This is a genomic window from Sphingopyxis sp. PET50 (genome assembly GCF_025244705.1).
Lineage (GTDB): Bacteria > Pseudomonadota > Alphaproteobacteria > Sphingomonadales > Sphingomonadaceae > Sphingopyxis.
The window spans coordinates 3,527,437-3,544,861 of the sequence record NZ_CP104207.1; the positions used below are offsets into that span (position 1 = coordinate 3,527,437).

The window sequence follows — 17,425 nt, forward strand, 5'->3', positions numbered from 1 at the left end:
CTGATCTCCCTCCCCTTCAGGGGAGGGCAGCGAGACTTGGGCGCTTGCGCCCTAGTCGCAGCGGGTGGGGGCCAGGGCCTTGCGCTATGCCGCAGGCCCCCACCCCCCCTGAAGGGGAGGGGCTTTAGGCGTTACCTTGCGAAGGTCGCGTCGCCGATCAACGCGGTGCTTGGCGGCGCCTCCGCAGCGGCGGTCGGCGCGATCTTGCCGGGCTTGGTCTGCACCTTCGTTCCCGGCGCCGCGAGCTGGGTGCCGGTGATGACGATGCGGTCGGTGGGAGCGAGGCCCGATCGCACGACGCGCAGGCCGTCGACGACGGGGCCGAGCGTCACCTCGCGCGCCGCGACCTGGCCGTCCTTGGCGACGACCAGCGCGATCTTGCGCGCCTGGTCGGTCTGGATCGCGGCGTCGGGGACGAGCAGCGCGCGTTCCTTGGCGCCGGTCGACAGACGCATGTTGCCGAACATGCCGGGCGACAGGAAGAGGTCGGGGTTCGACAGCACCGCGCGGCCGCGGATCGTGCCCGAGCGCGGGTCGATGCCGTTGTCGGTAAAGTCGAGCCTGCCGGTGCGGCTGTAGCCCGTCTCGTCCTGCAACTTGACCTCGACCGTCGCGCCGCCGGCTGCCTTCGGCCTCGGCGCGCTTGGCCTTCAGGAACAGGCCTTCGGAGCCGTTGAAGCCGAAATAGATCGGGTCGAGCGCGTTGATCGTCGTGAGCAGGCTGCCGCCCTGTCCTTCGCCCGCGGCGACGAGGTTGCCCGCATCGACGCGGCGGTCGGATATGCGGCCGCTGATCGGCGCGCGCACCTGGGTGAATTCGACGTCGAGCGAGCGCGAGCGAACCCGGGCATCGGCCGCCGCGAGCGCCGCCGAAGCGGCGCGGACGCGCGCGTTCAACTGGTCGAGATCGCTCTGCGACACCGCCTCGTCGGCGATCAGCCGGTTGGCGCGGGCGAGGTTGACGCGCGCGAGTTCGAGGTCGCTGCGCGCGCTCGCGGCATCGGCGCGTGCTTCGGCGAGCGCGGCATTGAAGGGCCGCGCGTCGAGGGTGAAGAGCAATTGGCCCTTGCGGACGATCTGGCCGTCGGTGAAGTGGACGCCGACAAGTTCGCCCGAGACGCGCGGGCGCACCTCGACCGCACGGCTCGCCTCGAAGCGGCCGACATAATCGTCCCATTCGGTAATGTCGCGCACCAGCGGCGCGGCGACGGTGACGATCGGGACTGGCGGCGCGGCGACCGCTTCGTTGGTGCGGCTGGCGAGCGTGTAACCGCCGGCGACGAGGAGCGCGAGCGGCAGGCCGATCAGCGCGCCGCGGTGCCAGCGGCCGGGCTTTCTGGCGGGGCCGGCACCGGGGACGTGGCCGACTTCGCGCGCCTTGGTCCGGTCGAAGGGGGAGAGCATGTTCATTATCGTTACTTTCGGAAGAGGCGCGCGCTGAGCACTTCGGCGACGCGGCGGCCGAGCATGTCATAATGGTCGGGGGTGAAACCGGCGGCGAGGAAGTCGTCGATCTGGGCGCTGGTCACCGCATAGCCATAGTGCCAGGTCAGCACCGCCATGCGGCGCAGCGCCTCCAGCCTCGGGTCGGCCAAGCGGCGGCTATAGCTTTCGCCGAAGATCGCGCCGAGCAGCTTGCCGAGCCGGCCGGGCTCGCGGAGCGATGATGGCCGGTCGTGACGAGCGAGCATCACGACCGACCATTCGAGCGCCGAAAAGCCAGCGGGTTTGGCTTTGGGCGCTGCGGGGGCCGCCACGGGGGCAAGGGCGGCGACCCGGGAGGGAGCAAGCGCGAAATCGAGCGCTTCGTTGACGGCAAGATAGGCCATGGCGGATCCTCCTTGGACGGGAATGCCGGGCACAAGGGGGCTTACGCCCCGGGACGCTTGCGCCCGGCGAGGGGAGATTATGGATGAACGGAAGGGTCCGGCCGCCGTGTCAAAACGGGGTCCGTCACCTGCCGATGATATCTGATTGTTTGCCCGGGTGGTCCCTAGGCGGTTTTACATGTCCTGGTGCGCATCGGCGTTCCCTTCGCTTCGTCGCAGCCGGTCAAACCGTCCAGCCACCTTCTGTACTATGCGGTATATAACTTGAATCGGAGTCGCGTCAAGAGTTTTATACCGTACGGTACGAAATATTTTTAATCCGCCGTTCAGGCACTCGGCCAGAGCGCGAGGCTGGTGTCGACCAGCCGTTCGAGTTCTTCGCGCGACGCGCCGGCGTCGGCCTGGACCGTGATCCCCTGGAGGATAGCGTAGAGCAGGCTGGTCAGCCCTTCGGGGTCGATATGCGCCGGGATGTCGCCCTCGGCCCTGGCGCGTTCGAATCGTTCGACGAGCGCGTGCTGCGACGAGGCGCGGCGGCGGATGACGTCGGCCCTGATCGATTCGGCCTCGGGGCTGCAGGCGAGCGAACTGATCAGCCCCATGCAGCCGTGCGGCTCGCCCTCCGCGGCGTGGACGTCGACCCCGCCGCGCAGATAATATTCGGCGACGCCGCGCGCGGTCGGCTGTTCGAGCGCGGCGCGCGTATATTCGAGCTTTTCCTGCTCATAGAGGTCGAGCGCCTTGTGAAACAGGGCCTCCTTGTTGCCGAAGGCGGCGTAGAGGCTGGGCTTGGTGATGCCCATCGCCTCGGTCAGGTCGGTCATCGACGCGCCGTCATAGCCCTTCGACCAAAAGACGTGGAGCGCCTCGGCGAGCGCCTTGTCGACGCAAAATTCGCGCGGGCGGCCCTTTTGCGCAGCGGCCGGGGCGGGGATGACTTCCTGTTCCATAACGGTCGGTATATAATATGCCTCCCGCGAAAGTCCAGAGGGGCACAGCTAACGTCGGCTCCCCTCCCGCAGGCGGGAGGGGATATCCGTTTATCCCTCCGACACTAGTCTTAAAGACCCTCGCCCCCCGTCCAATGCGCATTGACCAGCCGGCGGGCGAGCGCGGCGACCTGGGTGCGGATGTCGGGGACCGCCACCACCTCCCACAGATCGCCGCGCGTCATCGGGCCGATCGCGAGGATATGTTCGGACGGGCGGCCGGTCTGGCCGACGATATGACCGTCGCGGTCGATATCGAGGCCGAGGCGCAGCGCGTCGGGACGGATCAGCCCCTGCTTGAGCAGGCGGCGCACGAGCGGGTCGCTGGCGCGGAGTAGGTCGCCCTGCGGCCCGGTGCAGTTGATGATCCGCGCGACGTCGAGCCGCTGGCGCTCCTCTTCGCCGCGCGGGCGCCAATGGACCGCGACCGATTCGGGCTCGCTGACGACATCCTCGATCTTGCCGGCGCGAAAGACGAGCTGGCGGCTGCGAATCAGGCCCTCGATGCGGTCGGCGACCTCGGGCGCGAGGCGGTGGCGGTGGACGTCCCAGAAGGGGCGCAGGTGGCGCAGGAAGCGCGCGCGCTTCTCCGCATCGGCCGACGCCCACATCATCTGGGTGATCGGGCGGATCGAATCGACCGCGAGGCGCCAGTCGCTCGCCTTCGCCTCCTGCCGCGCCCAGCGCACCAGTTCGGACAGTTCAGGCGCGGGCTTGGCGAGCACCGGGCGCACGGGCGCAAGGCCGTCGACATGGCGATGCGGGCGCAGGCCGCGGCGCGACATGGCGACGATCCGGCCGCCGAAACCGTTCGAGGTGAGCCGCAGGATGACGTCGATCGCGGTGAGCCCGGTGCCGACGACGAGCACTGCCTGGTGCGGCCGCAGCCCTTCGGCGAGCGGGCTGGCCCAGGGATCGCCGACATAGCGCCAGGGGGTCAGCCCGGCGCCAGCGATCGCGGGATGATCGTGCGGCGGCAGGTTGCCGATCGCGAGCACCGCCTTGTCGGCCTCGACCAGCCCGCCGTTGACAAGGCCGAGCGTGACCTTGCCGCCGCGCTCCTCGATATCGAGCACCTCGTCGTCGATCAGCTGCAGCCGCTGCGGCCATATTTCTCCATCGCCGCGGCGAGCGTCTCGCGCAGATATTGGCCATAGGTCGCGCGGCTGACGAACGCCCCATTTCGGCTGAGGTCGCAGCCCAGCCCCCGCGCCGCCAGCCAGTCGCAGAAATGGCCGGGGCGATCGGGAAAGGCGCTCATATTGCCCGCGCGGACGTTGAGCAGATGCGTCTGGTCGAAGCTGCTGTAGGCGACCCCGGCGCCGATGCGCCGCCGGTCGCGCTCGATCAGCAGGACCTCGACATCCTCCTGTTCGAGCAGGTTGATCGCGAGCAAGGTGCCCGAAAAGCCGGCGCCGACGATGGCGACGCGCGTGGCGGTGCGAAAGCGCGGGCGCGGACCCTGCAACATGGTGCCGTCGAACTTCACCGCGTCACCACATCGCCCGCCACGGTCACCCGTTCGAGCAGACGATATTCGGGCCAATAGTCGCCGACCGCATAATGCTGGGTCGAGCGATTGTCCCAGATGCCGATCGCGTTCGGCGTCCAGCGGAAGCGCACCTGATATTCGGGCACCTTGATCCGGTCGAAGAGCAGGCGGAGCAGGCTGTCGCTCTCCTCCTCGCTCACCCCGACGATGCGGCTGGTGAAGGTATAGTTGACATAGAGGATCTTCTCGCCCGTTTCGGGGTGGGTGCGCACGACCGGGTGGCGGACGGGCGGGAAGTCGCGCGCGAGTTGGGCGCGCTTTTCCTCGCTGACGCGGCCGCCGAAACTGCGCACGATGTCATGTTCGGCCTCCAGTCCCTCGATCCGGTCCTTCACTGGTTGTGGCAGCCCCGCATAGGCGGCGACCGTATCGGCCCACATCGTGTCGCCGCCGAGTGGCGGCAGCACCCGCGCGCGCAGGATCGAGGCGATCGACGGCTTCTGCCGGAAGGTCACGTCGGTGTGCCACTTGTTGTAGGCCTGAAAGGGCGCCAGCGTCTCGGCGGTGAGCTGCACGCCCTCGACGCCTTCGATGCGCAATATTTCGGGATAGCCCTCGACATGCGGGATCACCGGATGGCCTTCGAGTTCGCCGAACAAGGTGCCGAGCCGGACATGGCTTTCGTGGCTGATGTCCTGGTCGCGGAAGAAGATCACCTTGAAGCGCAGCCAGGCGGCGCGCAGCAGATCGGCCTCGGCACCGGTCAGCGGACGGTCGAGGTCGAGCCCCGAAATCTCGGCGCCGAGCGTCGGGGTCGACGGCGAGATGGCGACGCCCAGCGAGCGGGCGGTGTCGAAAATGTCGGCGGTTTGCGGCAGCGTGGCCATGGTGCGATCCTCTTTTGTCGATACGACGGCGGATCGGTCGAGTCGTCGCGTCCCGATGCCCGTGACACATAACTCAACTAGATTAATTGACAAGAGGAACGCGACAGTCCGCGCGCTATGCGCGACCGGCCGCTAAAAGTGACGGCGGTATGGTCGCGGGTCAGGCGATCGGCAGCGCGCTCGTCGACTTGATTTCCGACAGCGCGACGGTCGAGTTGATCTCCTGAACGCCCGGCAGCTTGCTCAACCGGTCGAAGAAGAATTTTTCATAGGCGTCGATATCCTTCGCGACGATGCGCAGCATGAAATCGGTGCTGCCCATCAGCACGAAACAGTCGAGCACCTCCGGAAAATCGCGGATCGCAGCGCCGAACTCGTCGAGGTTGGCGCGGCCGTGTGCGTTGAGCTTCACCTGCGCGAAGATATGCGCGTTGAGCCCGACCTTGCGCCGGTCGACCAGCGCGACGCGGGCGCGGATATAGCCCTCCTGCTCGAGCCGGTTGATCCGCCGCCAGCACGGCGTCGCCGACAGCCCGACGCGCTCGGCCAACTCGGCGGTGGTCAGGCTGGCGTCGCGCTGCAATTCGCGGAGGATTTTCTTCTCGAACGGATCAAGATCGGTCATATCAACTCACAATCTGGATATTCTGAGATGATTTAACTCAATATGGCGGATTCGCCCAGCGAATTGAGGCAAGTTTCTCCCCGCGCGCCGGGCGATAAGCGGCGCGCAAGGAGGAGTTTCCGATGGTCGCACAAGTTTCCCGCCTGACCCCCGCCGCCGAGGTCGTGCGCCTCGAGGACGAGGCCGTGGGCCTCGACGGGGTCATCGTCATCCATTCGACCCGCCTCGGCCCCGGCGCGGGCGGATGCCGTTTCTGGCATTATCCCGACATCGCCGCCGCGACGACCGACGCCTTCCGCCTCGCCGAAGGGATGAGCTACAAGAATGCGATGGCGGGGCTGCCCTTCGGCGGCGCCAAGGCGGTGCTGCGCCGCCCGGCGGGCGATTTCGACCGCGAAGCGCTGTTCCGCGCCTTCGGCCGCGCGGTCGCCGGCCTCGGCGGCGCCTATGTCACCGCCGAGGATGTCGGCACGACCGTCGCCGACATGCACCATGTCGCCGAAGAGACGCGCCACGTCGCGGGCCTCGCGAGCGACGGCCAGCGCGCGGGCGGCGACCCGTCGCCGTGGACCGCGCAGGGCGTGTTCAACGCGATGGAGGCGGGCGCGCGCCACGCTTTCGGGTCGAGCCTGAAGGGGATGACGGTCGCGGTGCAGGGCACCGGCAATGTCGGCGCCGAACTGTGCCGCCGCCTCGCCGATGCAGGCGCCGAACTGGTGATCGCCGACGTCGATCCCGGGCGCCGCGACCGGCTGGAGAAAATCCTCGGCGCGCGCGTCGTTGAGCCCGATGCGATCGCCAGTGTGGAGGCCGACATCTTCGCCCCCTGCGCGCTCGGCGGCGCGCTGACCCCGGCGAGTGTCGCGGCGATGAAGGCGAAGCTCGTCTGCGGCGGCGCCAACAACCAGCTCGCTTCGCCCGAAGTCGCCGACCTGCTGCTGCGGCGCGGCATCGCCTATGTCCCCGACTATGTCGCCAATGCCGGCGGCATCGTCAGCGTCACCGCCGAATATCTGGGCGAGAATCGCGCCCATGTCGTCGCGCGCGTCGCGCAGATCGGCCCGCGCGTCGCGGCACTGCTCGAAGAAGCGGCCAGCTGCCGCCTGTCGCCCGCGCTGGTCGCCGACCGCATGGCCGAGCGCATCATCACCGGCGTCGACCGGGCCGCGGCTTGAGATAGCGCCGCCGCCCTCGCGACCGGGGACAAGGAGGACATCGAGGCCTCGCGAAGGTTCGAACCGCAGTGAAAGGCGCCTCCCGCCGCTCCAGTCTCAGGCGGAATCGATCAGGATAGCGCGAAAATTGTCCTCATTTGTTTGCGTCGGGCCGGTCGTGACCAGGTTGCCGCCAAACCCCCCGACGAAGTCGGCCTGTGCTTCATAGGCCGCCATGATGGCGTGTGCATTCGCCCCCCTTACCGCACCGCCAAGAATCAAACTCCTACGATCAACGATTATACTATACGAATAGAATTTTATTCGATAGCATGATTACGCCGGGCGAAGACCCGAAGCGAGATTGGTTGACCCTCCCGCCAGCGGAGGGAAGCAAGGGAGAGGGAAATGCGCCTGCGAACACGGATTCTGCTATCGACCGCGCTGATGGGCCTCACGCCCGCCGCTTATGCGCAGACAAGTCCGACCGCGCCTGCGGACGACGAACCGGCTACCTATCGCAATGACGAAATCGTGGTGACAGCCCAGAAACGGAGCGAGAGCATCAATGATGTGGCATCGTCGGTCACCGCCTTCACGGCCGAAGCGCGGCAGAAGATCGGTATCGATGGCCTGTCCGATTTCGCCAAATTCACCCCAGGCCTGTCCTATGATGCCGGCGCGGATCGCGTCTTCCTGCGCGGTATCGGGCGTCAGACCAACACTGCGGGCAGCGATCCGGGGGTCGCGACCTATGTCGATGGCATCTACGATTCGAGCACCGTCGGCCTCTCCAACAGCGACTTTTTCATCGAGCGCGTCGAGGTTCTTCGCGGTCCGCAAGGCACGCTTTACGGGCGCAACTCGATCGGCGGAGCGCTCAATGCGATTTCGAGGCGGCCGTCCGACACGCTGACGATCGAGGGGCGTGGGACCTATGGGAATTACGACGCCTACGTCCTCGAGGGTGCGATCTCCGGCCCGGTGACGGGCGGCCTGCGCGCGCGTCTCGCCGCTAGCTGGAGCGATCAGAATAAAGGCTATTTCCGCAATATAGCCGGCGGCCCGAGCGAGGGCGGCGTCGGCAACAACCTCTATGTCGAAGGGCAGGTCGAGGCCGACCTCGGCCCCGACGCCACGCTCTGGCTGAAGGCTTTCACAGGGCGCTCGACGAGCAGGCCGCGGTCGGCGAATTTCCTGACTCCCTATGATTATGAACCCTATTCGGACGTCGTTCCGGGCGCGGCCTTTGGCTATCTGCTTCCGGGCTATCAAGCGCTCGGTACCGCCACCGCCAACCCCGGCGCCGACAATCCGCGCGAGTTCAGCACCGACACAGTCTCGCGTTCGCGCCTGCGCGGAAACTTCGGCGGTTCGGCGCAGCTCGATGTTCGCCTCGACCCCTTCGATATCCGCATTCTTGGCGGCTATCGCGAATATCGCTTCGACAGCACCGCCGATCTCGATAACACGGCGATGCGCGCCTATGATTTCCCGCTGTCGCCTGGCGCCGTCTGTGGCTTCATCCCCGGTTGTACGCCGCTGCGCGTCCAGCCCTCATCGACGTTCAACTATCTCGAAGACCGCTCGTACGGCAGCGCGGAGATCAACTTCCTGTCCAAGGGCACCGGCAATCTGAACTGGATCGCCGGCCTCTATTATTTTGCCGAGGAGTTGAAACAGGAATCGCGCTTCACCGCCGAGGATCAACCGCAGATGCGTGCGCCGGCGAACGGCCCGGCCAACCCGGGCGGTGATTTCGTCTATGCCGGGACGCGCCTGAAGATGTCGTCCTATGCCGCGTTCGGCCAGATCGACTGGGATGTCACCGAAACGCTGCGCCTGACCGGCGGCCTTCGCTACACCTATGACGAGAAACAGGCGATCGAAGGATTTCGCGTCGTGTGCCTTGGTTGCGCGCCCGACACGTCGCCCGATCAGCTCGGCTCCTTCACGCTCGACCATCGACATCACGAGCAGCGCATCCTCGCTTTTGCCGGCCCCTGGCGTTCAAGGGACAGTCACCTTCGATCCCGTGACCGGCCGCGCCCGCCGGGTCCTGCAGGGCGGCTGGTCGGCCGTGACCGGCACCGCCGGCATCCAGTGGCGCCCTGACGGCGATACGCTCGTTTATGGCAGCTATGGCCGCGGCTACAAGGCGGGCGGTTTCAACGCGGGCGGCATCAGCGCCTTTCCCGAAACCGATTCCGAGCATGTCGACGCCTTCGAAGTCGGCGTCAAAAAGGGGCTCGGGCCACTCCAGCTCAATGTCGCGGGTTATTATTACAAATATGAAAATCTCCAGATCCCGCTCGTGGTGCCGCAGGCGGCAGGGGTCGATCTCACTGAATTTTTCAATCTCGAAGATTCGCGCTCTTATGGCGTCGAAGCCGAGGCGCAATGGCGCGTTGCCAGCGGTCTCAATCTGCTGCTGAACTATAGCTATGCCGATTCGGAGATCAGATCGTCCTGCTGCTTCATCGATATTGCAGACCCGATGGCGACGCAGCCCGGCGCCCAGCCTTCGGGCGCGCCGCTGCCCGGCGGCCGCCAGCCCCAAAGCCTCGATGGCGAACGCCTGCCGCACCTGCCGCGGCACAAGATCACGGCCAATGCCAATTACACCGTCGACCTCGGCCCGGGCAGCCTCACCTTGTCTGCGACCTACACATGGCGCGACAAAATGTATGGCAGCGTGTTCAACCGCTATTATACCGAGCTGCCGTCGAGCGAACAGGTCGATGCCCGCCTGCTTTGGACGGGTCGCGATGACCGCTACCGTGTGACGCTGTTCGTCAAGAATCTGTTCGACAAGACCGACTTCGACGGCCTCTCGGACTTCGACGTCTATGGCTTGCCGCTTGATCCCGCCTTTTCGGTGGAACGCAAGACCAATATGCTGCCGCCGCGAACCTATGGGGTGCAGTTCCAGTTCAAGATCTAGCTCGGGAGCCAGCAGGGAGCCGATCCAGCGGACCGGCTCCCTTTTGCCGAGACGACCGATCGTGTCTGATTTTCGCGCCGGAACTCATGCATCCTTCAGCCAGCGCTTCAACCGCGCCAGCCCGTTGAGGTTCAGGCGCAACGCCTGTTCGGCATCGACCGTCTCCTGATGGTTGATGAGACCCAGCGGACCGGCATACCCTCCGCGGAGCAGGGTCAGCAGCATGTCGAATTCATGATCGCCGCTACCGAAGGGCAGTGTCTTCGGGCCTCCGACGCGCATGCCGTTGAGGTTCACCGCATGCAGATACGGCAGCATCGCCGCGGCATGGTCCGCGAAGTCGGCGATATGCGCGTGCCCGTGACGGAAATTATAGACGATGCCCAGGTTCGCGCGCGCAGCCTCCTTCACGATCGCCGCCTGCGAAGCCGGCTCCCCGAACCAGCCGCCATGATTGTACAGGGCGACGCTGCATCCTACATCCGCGGCGCGGTCGGCCATCTCCGCCATCGCCTCCACCGTATGCGCCAGCCTTTTCGACGCCCCCCATATGTCATAGTCGGGCGGCGCCATCAGTGTGACCCAAAGGGGTATGCCGAGTTCGTTGCGCGCGACGAAGTCAAAAATGATCGCCAGATGGGCGTCGGTCGCTGCGGCGTCAGACTGGCTAAGCGCCCAAAGCGCGCTCATCTCGAGTCCCTCGCCGCGCAAAGCCGCGACCTCGAGGTCCATATGGTCGAGGTCCTTGTATCGCCAGTCATAGGCGAGCCGCTTTATCCCCAGCTTCCGCAGCATCGCCGCGCGCTCTGACGGGCTACGCTGCGCGCTGTCGTAGGGCACGATGCACCAGGCCTGCAGCGGTGCATTTTTCAATTGCCCGGCAAGTGCCGGCTGTCACCGCTTCGTGCGCTCCGCATCCCGGCGTTGACCGCCGGTCCCGATCGACAGTCCGCCGTCGACGACGATCGCCTGCCCCGTCACGAAGCTGCTTTCGTCCGACGCGAGCCAGAGGATGGCATTGGCGATATCGTCGGGCTGGCTAGGCACGCGGAATGGGCTGAGCCTGATCGAAGGCGGCGGAAATGGACTCCGCCGTCAGTTCGAGGCCGATCAACGGATTCTCGTAGATCAGCGGCGTCACGATCCCGCCGGGGCATACGCTGTTGACGCGGATGAAGGACGCGGCTCCCTCGATCGCAGCGACGCGGCTCATCTGCAGGACGCCGGCCTTGGCAGCGCCATAAGTCGTCTGTCCGGCCATGCCGACGAGAGCGGAGATCGAAGAGGTGGTGACGATCGACCCGCCGCCACGCGCCTTCAGATGCGGAAAGGCGAGCTTGATACCCAGCCAGGGTCCACGCAGATTGACCCCGATCATCCGATCGAAGATTGCATCCGACGTCTTTTCGAGAGCGCCTTCGGGACCCCCGACCCCGGCATTGTTGACCAGGATGTCGAGCCCGCCGAATTCGTCGACCGCCCGGCCGATCACGGCGCCAAGCGATGCTTCGTCGGTGACGTCGGCGGGCATGAAGATCGCCGCAGGGCCAAGCCGCTCGGCGATCGCGGCGCCGTCGTTCGGCCCGCCCGCCGCCCGCTTGCTATGGTGCAGACGTGCGGCCTCTTCGCCCAGGCGGACCACCATTTCGCGGCCCGCCTCGGGTGCGAGATCGCAAAAGACCAGACGCGCGCCTTCAGCCACGAAGCGTTCGACCACCGCCAGGCCAATTCCCGATGCGCCGCCCGTCACGACCGCCACCTTGTCCCGCAGACGCCCGACCCTGGTCATTCGTCGATCTCCTGAAATTCCCTGGTCATAGCGGCAGCGGCCTCGGCGCGCGCGATTCGACCTCGACCGCGCGGCCCTCGCGCGCCGAAACCTCGATCGCCAGGATTACCTCGAGTATGTGGAGCGCGAGTTCGGCGCTCGCACGCGGGGCGCGGCCCTCGGCGATCGCCAGCGCCATGTCGGCGACCCCCAGGCCGCGCGGACCGCCGAGCGGCGCGAACCCCATATCGACTTCGTCTTCGTCCGCCTGGCCGGGCACATCCTGCCATTCGCCGTCGCGCACGCTGTACCGGGCCTTTTCGGCCTGCAGATATCCGCCGATGAAGAAATTGGCATCGGGGCTGATCAGGCTGCCTTCGGTGCCATAGATTTCCATCGTCGAGCGACGATGCTTCCATACGTCCCACGACATGGTGAAGGCGACATTCGCTCCGCTCTCCATCAGCAGCGCGCCATTCACGCTGGTCGCGACGTCGACCGGAATCTCGCGGAGTGGGCCCGGTCGAGCTGGTGACGCGGCGGGTCGCAAACGGCATGGAGGCGAAAGCGATGACCCGCGCGATCGGACCGAGCAGATTGAGGAGTTGCGTCAGATAATAGGGCGCGACGTCGAGCATCGGACCACCGCCCCGACGATAGAAAAATTCGGGGGTCGGGTGCCAATGCTCCATCCCGTGCGAGGCCATCGCCACCGATCCGCCGACCGGACGGCCGATCAGCCCCGTATCGATCGCGCGCCGCGCCGCCTGGTGCGGGCGGCCGAACCAGGTATCGGGCGCGCTACCGAGCACAAGGCCGCGCGCCTTTGCGAGCGCGATCAGGTCGCGCGCCTCGCCCAGCCTATGGGTCAGAGGCTTTTCATTGTAGAGATGCTTGCCCGCTTCGAGCACCCGGCGCCCGATTTCATGGTGGACCAGCGGCGGGGTCAGATTCACGACAATATCGATCTCCGGGTCGGCGAGCAGCTCGTCGATCGACATGGCCACCCCGCCATACAGCGCCGCCTGCGCCGCATTGGTCGCGGCGTTCCGGCCCGAACAGGCCTTGAGATCGAGCAGCGAGGACTGGTTGATCGTCCGCAGATAGACATGGCTGATATTGCCGCAGCCGATCACGCCGACGACCGCGGGACGCGTCAGCGCACCTGCAGCCTCGATAAGGGCAAAACTCATCGCGGCACCTTATTCGACATTGTCGTAATAGGGCATGACGACCTTTTCGCTTTCGCCTTTTGCCGGGGCGAGGTCGGCCGCAGGGGACGCTTTGGGCTTCTCGCCCGGCTTGATGCCGACCATGTTCATCGTCACGGGGTTGATGATCGCGCCGTCGATGCGGACGTTGATGCAGCTTGGCGTCCCGCCTTCGGCCGCGGCCTTCATCGCGGCACCGATCTGTTCGATCGTGTCCGCGCGCCTGCCCTTGCCGCCGAATGCTTCGGCAACCTTTTCATATGCGCTGTCGGCGAGTTCGACGATCGACCGCTTGTCCTTGCCATAGATCAGGTCCTGACCGTTCTGGGACATGCCCCAGCAGGCGTTGTTGAGGACGATCATGTGGACATTGAGGCAGTGCCGCACCATCGTGTCGAATTCCTGGATATGGAAGCCGACACCGCCGTCGCCCGCGAACAGGAAGACCGGACGATCGGGAAAGGCCCGGGCGGCGCCGATCGCGAAACCCTGCCCCACCCCCAATGTGCCGAGATAGCCGGTGATGTGGAACGAGCCGGTGCCGCGGGGCCGGATATGATCGCGCACCCAGACCGAGGATTCGCCGCCGTCGCAGACGATCACCGCATCCCCGGGTAGCGCATCGGCAAGCGCCTTGCACGCATGGAAGGGGTGAAGCAGGCCCGCTTCGCCGGTCACCGGCGCGTCGAGCCATTGCCGGCCCGGAAGGGTGCGCGCGCCCTTCAGCGTTGCCGCCCATTCGCCGCGGTCGGGCCAGTCGCGGTTCTCCGCAGCTTCGATCAGCGCAAGCAGGGTCTCACGGCAGTCGGCCATGATCGAAAGGTCGATCGGCCCTCCGCGCCCCGGCTCGGTGCCGTCGATGTCGACCTGCACCACCTGCGCACCCGCGGGAACGATGCCATAGCGGCCGCCCGTAAAAAGCCCGATGCGCTGACCGAGCAGCACAACGAGATCGGCGGGCGCACCCATCGCTGCGGCGACGGGGACGCTCACCATGCTGCCGCCATACAGGGCATGGTCCTGCGGCATCAGCCCCTCGCCCTTCACGCCGGTGGTGACCGGCACGCCTGTCCTTTCGGCGAAGGCGACGAGCGCTTCGGCGCTGCGCGACAGCGTCGCGCCGCCGCCGGCGATGACGACGGGGCGCTCCGCCTTCGACAGGAGGCCGATCAGCGCGTCGATCTGCCTGGCGCTCGGCGCGGGGCCGCCGTCGGTCAGCGCGAAATTGCCGAGTTCCTCGATCCGCGGCGGCGCCTTGATCGGCGTGAACATCACTTCGATCGGGATTTCGAGCAGCACCGGCCCCGGCGTGCCGGTCATCGCGCGGCGGATCGCCTGTTCGACGACCTCGGGAATGCGCGCGCCGTTGCCGATGCGATAGGCCCATTTGGTGACGTGACTCGCCGCGGCGATCTGGTCGATCCCGCCCTGCAGCGTGTTGAGGTCGCCCTCGCGCGTCGATGGCGCTCCGACGACGAACAGCACCGGCATGCGGTCGAGATAGGCGTTGGCGAGCGCGGTATAGGCGTTGGTGAAACCGGGTCCGGCGGTCAGTACCGCAACGCCGATCCTGCCCGTCGCGCGTGCATAGGCCTCGGCAGCGTGACCCGCCGAAGCTTCGTGCCGGGTGTCGGTCAGACGAATGCCGTGGTCGGCGCAGGCGATCAGAAAGGCGTCGAGATGGCCGCCGTGCAGCGAGAAGACGTCCTCGACCCCCGCGGCCTGCAAAGTGCGGGCGAGCAGCGCGCCCCCGGTGATCTGGTTCATGATCTTCTCCCTCGATCTTGATTGCGGGGTGCCAGGCGCCGCCGCAGGGCCGTTTTCGACTGCCACAATAGCAGTTGATATACAATCATAGAATAATCTATGTGAGATGATAATGGGCTCGGGGCACTCCGGTCCGAATTTGCCCGGGCCGCGATGGGCAGGAGGATATCGGGTGGCGTTATCGAACTGGATGGTCGCCGATTACGAACCGGGCGTGGGGGAAAGGGACGGCGCCCACGCCGCAGTGCAGCTTAGCCGGAAATTGGCGCGAGGTCCGCTTGCCAGACGACATCCACGCCGCGCTGTTCGCCGCAGGAGATATCTGCGACTTCCATGGCGAAGGCGGCGAGGAGACCTGCCAGTGGATTTCGGCAAAGGAGTGGTGGTGGCGCCACGGCTTCGAGGCCGCCCCTGCCGTCGCCAGCGAGCGGCTGGTCCTGCGTCTGCAGGGACTCGACACCTTCGCGACCATCTATCTCAACGGCACCGAGATCGGGCGTCCCGAGAATATGTTCCTTGGGCTCGACATCGACGTCACCGACAAAGTGGTTGCTCGGCCCGAACCTGCTGGCAATCCGTTTCGATCCGGTGGCGCTTCGGGTCGCGGGACGAAGCGCCACCGTCTGGCCGGGTGTCGGCGCCGGCGGTGCGGACGTCAGCAAGCGCAACCTGGTCCGCAAGGCGCAATTCTGCTGGGGCTGGGACTGGGGTCCTGTCCTGCCGACCGTCGGCATCTGGCGCCCGGTCGAATTGCTTCGGCAGCGGATGGCGTTGATCGACGCGCTGCAGTTTCGCACCCTCGGGCTGAATCCCGACGGCAGCGCCGACATTCGCATCGATGCCGAGATCGAGGCCTTTGCAGGCGTTCCGCTCCCAACGCTCGATATCGAGGTTGCGGATCCCGGCGGCGGGATTTTGCTGTCGCAATCGTGCATCCTCGGGTGCCGCGGTGACCGCGAAGTCGCCGAGCTGAACGCGCGCATCGCCGACGCGCAACTGTGGTGGACCGCCGATCTCGGCGAACAGCCCCTGTACCGGGTGACCGCGAGGCTGCGGAACGGGGCCGGGGAGGTGGACCGCAAGGAGTTGCGCGTCGGCATCCGCACCATCGAACTCGACACATCGCCCGATCCGGACGAGCCAGGCAGCGATTTCTTCCGCTTCCTGCTCAACGGCCGACCGATTTTTGCCAAGGGGGCCTGCTGGATTCCGGCGCATTCGCTGGTCGGCGTACTGACCCGCAACCATTACCGCCCGCTCATCGAAGCGGGGGTGCGCGGTGGCATGAACATGCTGCGGGTCTGGGGCGGCGGCATCTATGAGCATGACGACTTCTATGACCTGTGCGACGAGCAGGGGCTGCTCGTGTGGCAGGACTTCATGTTCGCCTGCTCGCCCTATCCCGAAAACTATCCAGACCTTGTCGATAGCATCGCAGCGGAAGCCGCCTATCAGGTGCGGCGCCTGCGCCATCATCCATCGCTCGCGCTGTGGTGCGGCAACAACGAGAATCAGTTCATCCAGGATTTCGTCAACGAGGCGGTCGGGACGAAGCTGCCGCTCGAAGGCGCGCTCTTCTATGACAGGATCATCCCCGACGCGGTCGCGAAACATGATCCCGCGGTGCCCTATCGGCCGGGCAGCCCGTTCGGCGGACCGCACGCGAACAGCATGAAATCGGGCGATCTGCATAACTGGACCGTCTGGCACGGCCTGCCTCCGGTTCCCGACGACAAGTCCACCGGCGCTGTCGACCGCAGCCCCGAAGGGGTCGCCTATCAGCGCTATGCCGAGGATATGGGCCGCTTTATCAGCGAGTTCGGTATCCAGGCGTCGCCGGTCATGGAAACACTGCGCCGCGCAGTGCCCGCCGACCAGCTCGGTCTCAAGAGCCCGGCGATGGAGAACCGGATCAAGGACACGCCGAAGAACAAGGTCGACGCGATGCTCGTGTCCGTGACCGGCCTGCCCTCCACCATGGAAGACTATGTCGACTTCACCCAGATCACCCAGGCCGAGGGGCTGAAGTTCGGCATCGAGCATTTCCGCCGCCGCAAACCGCACTGTTCGGGCACCCTGATCTGGCAGCTCAACGATTGCTGGCCTGGCGTCAGCTGGAGCCTGCTCGACTTCTACGGCTTCGCCAAGGCGGGCTATCATTATGTCCGCCGCGCCTATTCGCCGCTGATGGCCTCGTTCAAGCCGCTTGCGGACGGGTCGGTCGAACTCTGGATTACCAACGATCTGGCGCGCAATGCGTCGGGCGGCCTCATCGTCAAACTGCTCGACATGCGGGGCGCCACCGTCTGGCGGGACGAAGTGCCCTATGCGGTTCCCGACAACGGCAGCCAGCCGGTGTGGCGCGGAAACGCCGCCTGCATCGCCGCGCTGCCGAACCATGTCCTGACCGTCCGCGCCGTCGACGATGCGTTTCCGGCAAACCGTCACTTCTTCGCGGCGATCAAGGACCTCGACCGGTCACGGGGCGCGCAGCCCGAATGCGCGATCGAGCGGGTCGGCGCAAGCGAGCTGCGGGTGACGCTGAAGGCGCCCGCCTATCTCTTTTTCGTCCATCTGCTCGTGCCGTCGGAAACGGTGCGGGTCAGCGACAATTATTTCGACATGGCGCCCGACGAGACGCGGCTTGTGACCATATGCGATCCGGACCGCTCCCTGCGGGCCGAGGATATCGTGATCAGGAGCTGCTGACCTGCCACGGCAAGGCGATGTGCTGGCAGAACGGCAACGGCGCTCCGGAG

General features: G+C 66.1%; 15 protein-coding genes and 3 pseudogenes. 5 read left to right on the forward strand and 13 right to left on the reverse strand.

Annotated elements, in window-relative coordinates; all coding sequences use genetic code 11:
* Positions 1-131: 131 nt before the first annotated feature.
* The 7 genes and pseudogenes from N0A20_RS18530 to N0A20_RS18555 form a co-directional block, all read right to left on the reverse strand.
* Positions 132-1,410 (reverse strand): annotated as a pseudogene (locus N0A20_RS18530) (efflux RND transporter periplasmic adaptor subunit).
* Positions 1,411-1,415: 5 nt separating this feature from the next.
* Positions 1,416-1,829 (reverse strand): hypothetical protein, encoded by a 414-nt coding sequence (locus N0A20_RS18535; protein ID WP_260581754.1) that lies wholly within the window; start codon positions 1,827-1,829, stop codon positions 1,416-1,418.
* Positions 1,830-2,155: 326 nt separating this feature from the next.
* Positions 2,156-2,779: a TetR/AcrR family transcriptional regulator gene (locus tag N0A20_RS18540; RefSeq protein WP_260581755.1), complete on the reverse strand. Its 624-nt coding sequence runs from the start codon at positions 2,777-2,779 to the stop codon at positions 2,156-2,158.
* 110 nt (positions 2,780-2,889) lie between these two features.
* Complete coding sequence (locus tag N0A20_RS18545) at positions 2,890-3,894, reverse strand: FAD-dependent oxidoreductase (RefSeq protein ID WP_312846569.1); 1,005 nt, start codon at positions 3,892-3,894, stop codon at positions 2,890-2,892.
* 11 nt (positions 3,895-3,905) lie between these two features.
* Complete coding sequence (locus N0A20_RS20325) at positions 3,906-4,307, reverse strand: FAD/NAD(P)-binding protein (protein ID WP_312846570.1); 402 nt, start codon at positions 4,305-4,307, stop codon at positions 3,906-3,908.
* On the reverse strand, positions 4,304-5,197 hold the full coding sequence (locus N0A20_RS18550) for a TauD/TfdA dioxygenase family protein (RefSeq protein ID WP_260581756.1): 894 nt from the start codon (positions 5,195-5,197) through the stop codon (positions 4,304-4,306). The genes N0A20_RS20325 and N0A20_RS18550 overlap by 4 nt, the downstream gene beginning before the upstream one ends.
* Before the next feature lie 160 nt (positions 5,198-5,357).
* On the reverse strand, positions 5,358-5,822 hold the full coding sequence (locus tag N0A20_RS18555; protein WP_260581757.1) for an Lrp/AsnC family transcriptional regulator: 465 nt from the start codon (positions 5,820-5,822) through the stop codon (positions 5,358-5,360).
* Positions 5,823-5,944: 122 nt separating this feature from the next.
* On the opposite strand from N0A20_RS18555, the gene N0A20_RS18560 reads away from it, so the two are divergent.
* The 3 genes from N0A20_RS18560 (at position 5,945) to N0A20_RS18570 (ending at position 9,920) form a co-directional block, all read left to right on the forward strand.
* Positions 5,945-6,997 (forward strand): Glu/Leu/Phe/Val dehydrogenase dimerization domain-containing protein, encoded by a 1,053-nt coding sequence (locus N0A20_RS18560; protein ID WP_260581758.1) that lies wholly within the window; start codon positions 5,945-5,947, stop codon positions 6,995-6,997.
* Between the two features lie 387 nt (positions 6,998-7,384).
* A complete protein-coding gene (locus tag N0A20_RS18565; protein WP_260581759.1) occupies positions 7,385-9,091 on the forward strand; it encodes a TonB-dependent receptor in 1,707 nt (568 codons plus the stop codon).
* On the forward strand, positions 9,057-9,920 hold the full coding sequence (locus tag N0A20_RS18570) for a TonB-dependent receptor domain-containing protein (protein ID WP_260581760.1): 864 nt from the start codon (positions 9,057-9,059) through the stop codon (positions 9,918-9,920). Before N0A20_RS18565 ends, N0A20_RS18570 begins: the two co-directional genes overlap by 35 nt.
* 84 nt (positions 9,921-10,004) lie before the next feature.
* Here the strand turns inward: N0A20_RS18570 and N0A20_RS18575 are convergent, their stop codons facing one another.
* The 6 genes and pseudogenes from N0A20_RS18575 to N0A20_RS18595 all read right to left on the reverse strand — a co-directional run bounded on the left by N0A20_RS18575 (position 10,005) and on the right by N0A20_RS18595 (position 14,666).
* Complete coding sequence (locus tag N0A20_RS18575; RefSeq protein ID WP_260581761.1) at positions 10,005-10,793, reverse strand: sugar phosphate isomerase/epimerase family protein; 789 nt, start codon at positions 10,791-10,793, stop codon at positions 10,005-10,007.
* A 21-nt stretch (positions 10,794-10,814) separates the two neighbouring features.
* Positions 10,815-10,967 carry an SDR family oxidoreductase gene (locus N0A20_RS18580; RefSeq protein ID WP_260581762.1) on the reverse strand — a complete coding sequence of 51 codons (153 nt, stop codon included), beginning with the start codon at positions 10,965-10,967 and terminating at the stop codon, positions 10,815-10,817.
* A complete protein-coding gene (locus N0A20_RS18585; RefSeq protein WP_260581763.1) occupies positions 10,960-11,709 on the reverse strand; it encodes an SDR family NAD(P)-dependent oxidoreductase in 750 nt (249 codons plus the stop codon). Before N0A20_RS18585 ends, N0A20_RS18580 begins: the two co-directional genes overlap by 8 nt.
* Positions 11,710-11,734: 25 nt before the next feature.
* Entirely contained in the window at positions 11,735-12,169 is a 435-nt protein-coding gene (locus N0A20_RS18590) for a hypothetical protein (RefSeq protein ID WP_409574698.1), read from the reverse strand.
* Positions 12,170-12,302: 133 nt separating this feature from the next.
* Positions 12,303-12,881: pseudogene (locus N0A20_RS20860) on the reverse strand (Gfo/Idh/MocA family protein); the annotation flags it as partial.
* 9 nt (positions 12,882-12,890) lie between these two features.
* Complete coding sequence (locus tag N0A20_RS18595; protein WP_260581765.1) at positions 12,891-14,666, reverse strand: thiamine pyrophosphate-binding protein; 1,776 nt, start codon at positions 14,664-14,666, stop codon at positions 12,891-12,893.
* A gap of 278 nt (positions 14,667-14,944) precedes the next feature.
* Here N0A20_RS18595 and N0A20_RS20865 point away from each other — a divergent pair.
* Together N0A20_RS20865 and N0A20_RS18600 are read left to right on the forward strand one after the other, a co-directional pair.
* Positions 14,945-15,157: pseudogene (locus tag N0A20_RS20865) on the forward strand (glycosyl hydrolase 2 galactose-binding domain-containing protein); the annotation flags it as partial.
* 58 nt (positions 15,158-15,215) lie between these two features.
* Positions 15,216-17,375, forward strand: coding sequence for a beta-mannosidase (locus tag N0A20_RS18600; RefSeq protein WP_260581766.1), 2,160 nt, complete (start codon positions 15,216-15,218; stop codon positions 17,373-17,375).
* The last annotated feature ends 50 nt before the right edge of the window (positions 17,376-17,425 follow it).

Bases quoted from the DNA above. Each gene is read 5' to 3' on its own strand.
- N0A20_RS18565 (WP_260581759.1), top strand. From the start codon at position 7,385: ATGCGCCTGCGAACACGGATTCTGCTATCGACCGCGCTGATGGGCCTC.
- N0A20_RS18550 (WP_260581756.1), bottom strand. From the start codon at position 5,197: ATGGCCACGCTGCCGCAAACCGCCGACATTTTCGACACCGCCCGCTCG.
- N0A20_RS18540 (WP_260581755.1), bottom strand. From the start codon at position 2,779: ATGGAACAGGAAGTCATCCCCGCCCCGGCCGCTGCGCAAAAGGGCCGC.
- N0A20_RS18585 (WP_260581763.1), bottom strand. From the start codon at position 11,709: ATGACCAGGGTCGGGCGTCTGCGGGACAAGGTGGCGGTCGTGACGGGC.
- N0A20_RS18555 (WP_260581757.1), bottom strand. From the start codon at position 5,822: ATGACCGATCTTGATCCGTTCGAGAAGAAAATCCTCCGCGAATTGCAG.
- N0A20_RS18535 (WP_260581754.1), bottom strand. From the start codon at position 1,829: ATGGCCTATCTTGCCGTCAACGAAGCGCTCGATTTCGCGCTTGCTCCC.
- N0A20_RS18560 (WP_260581758.1), top strand. From the start codon at position 5,945: ATGGTCGCACAAGTTTCCCGCCTGACCCCCGCCGCCGAGGTCGTGCGC.
- N0A20_RS18595 (WP_260581765.1), bottom strand. From the start codon at position 14,666: ATGAACCAGATCACCGGGGGCGCGCTGCTCGCCCGCACTTTGCAGGCC.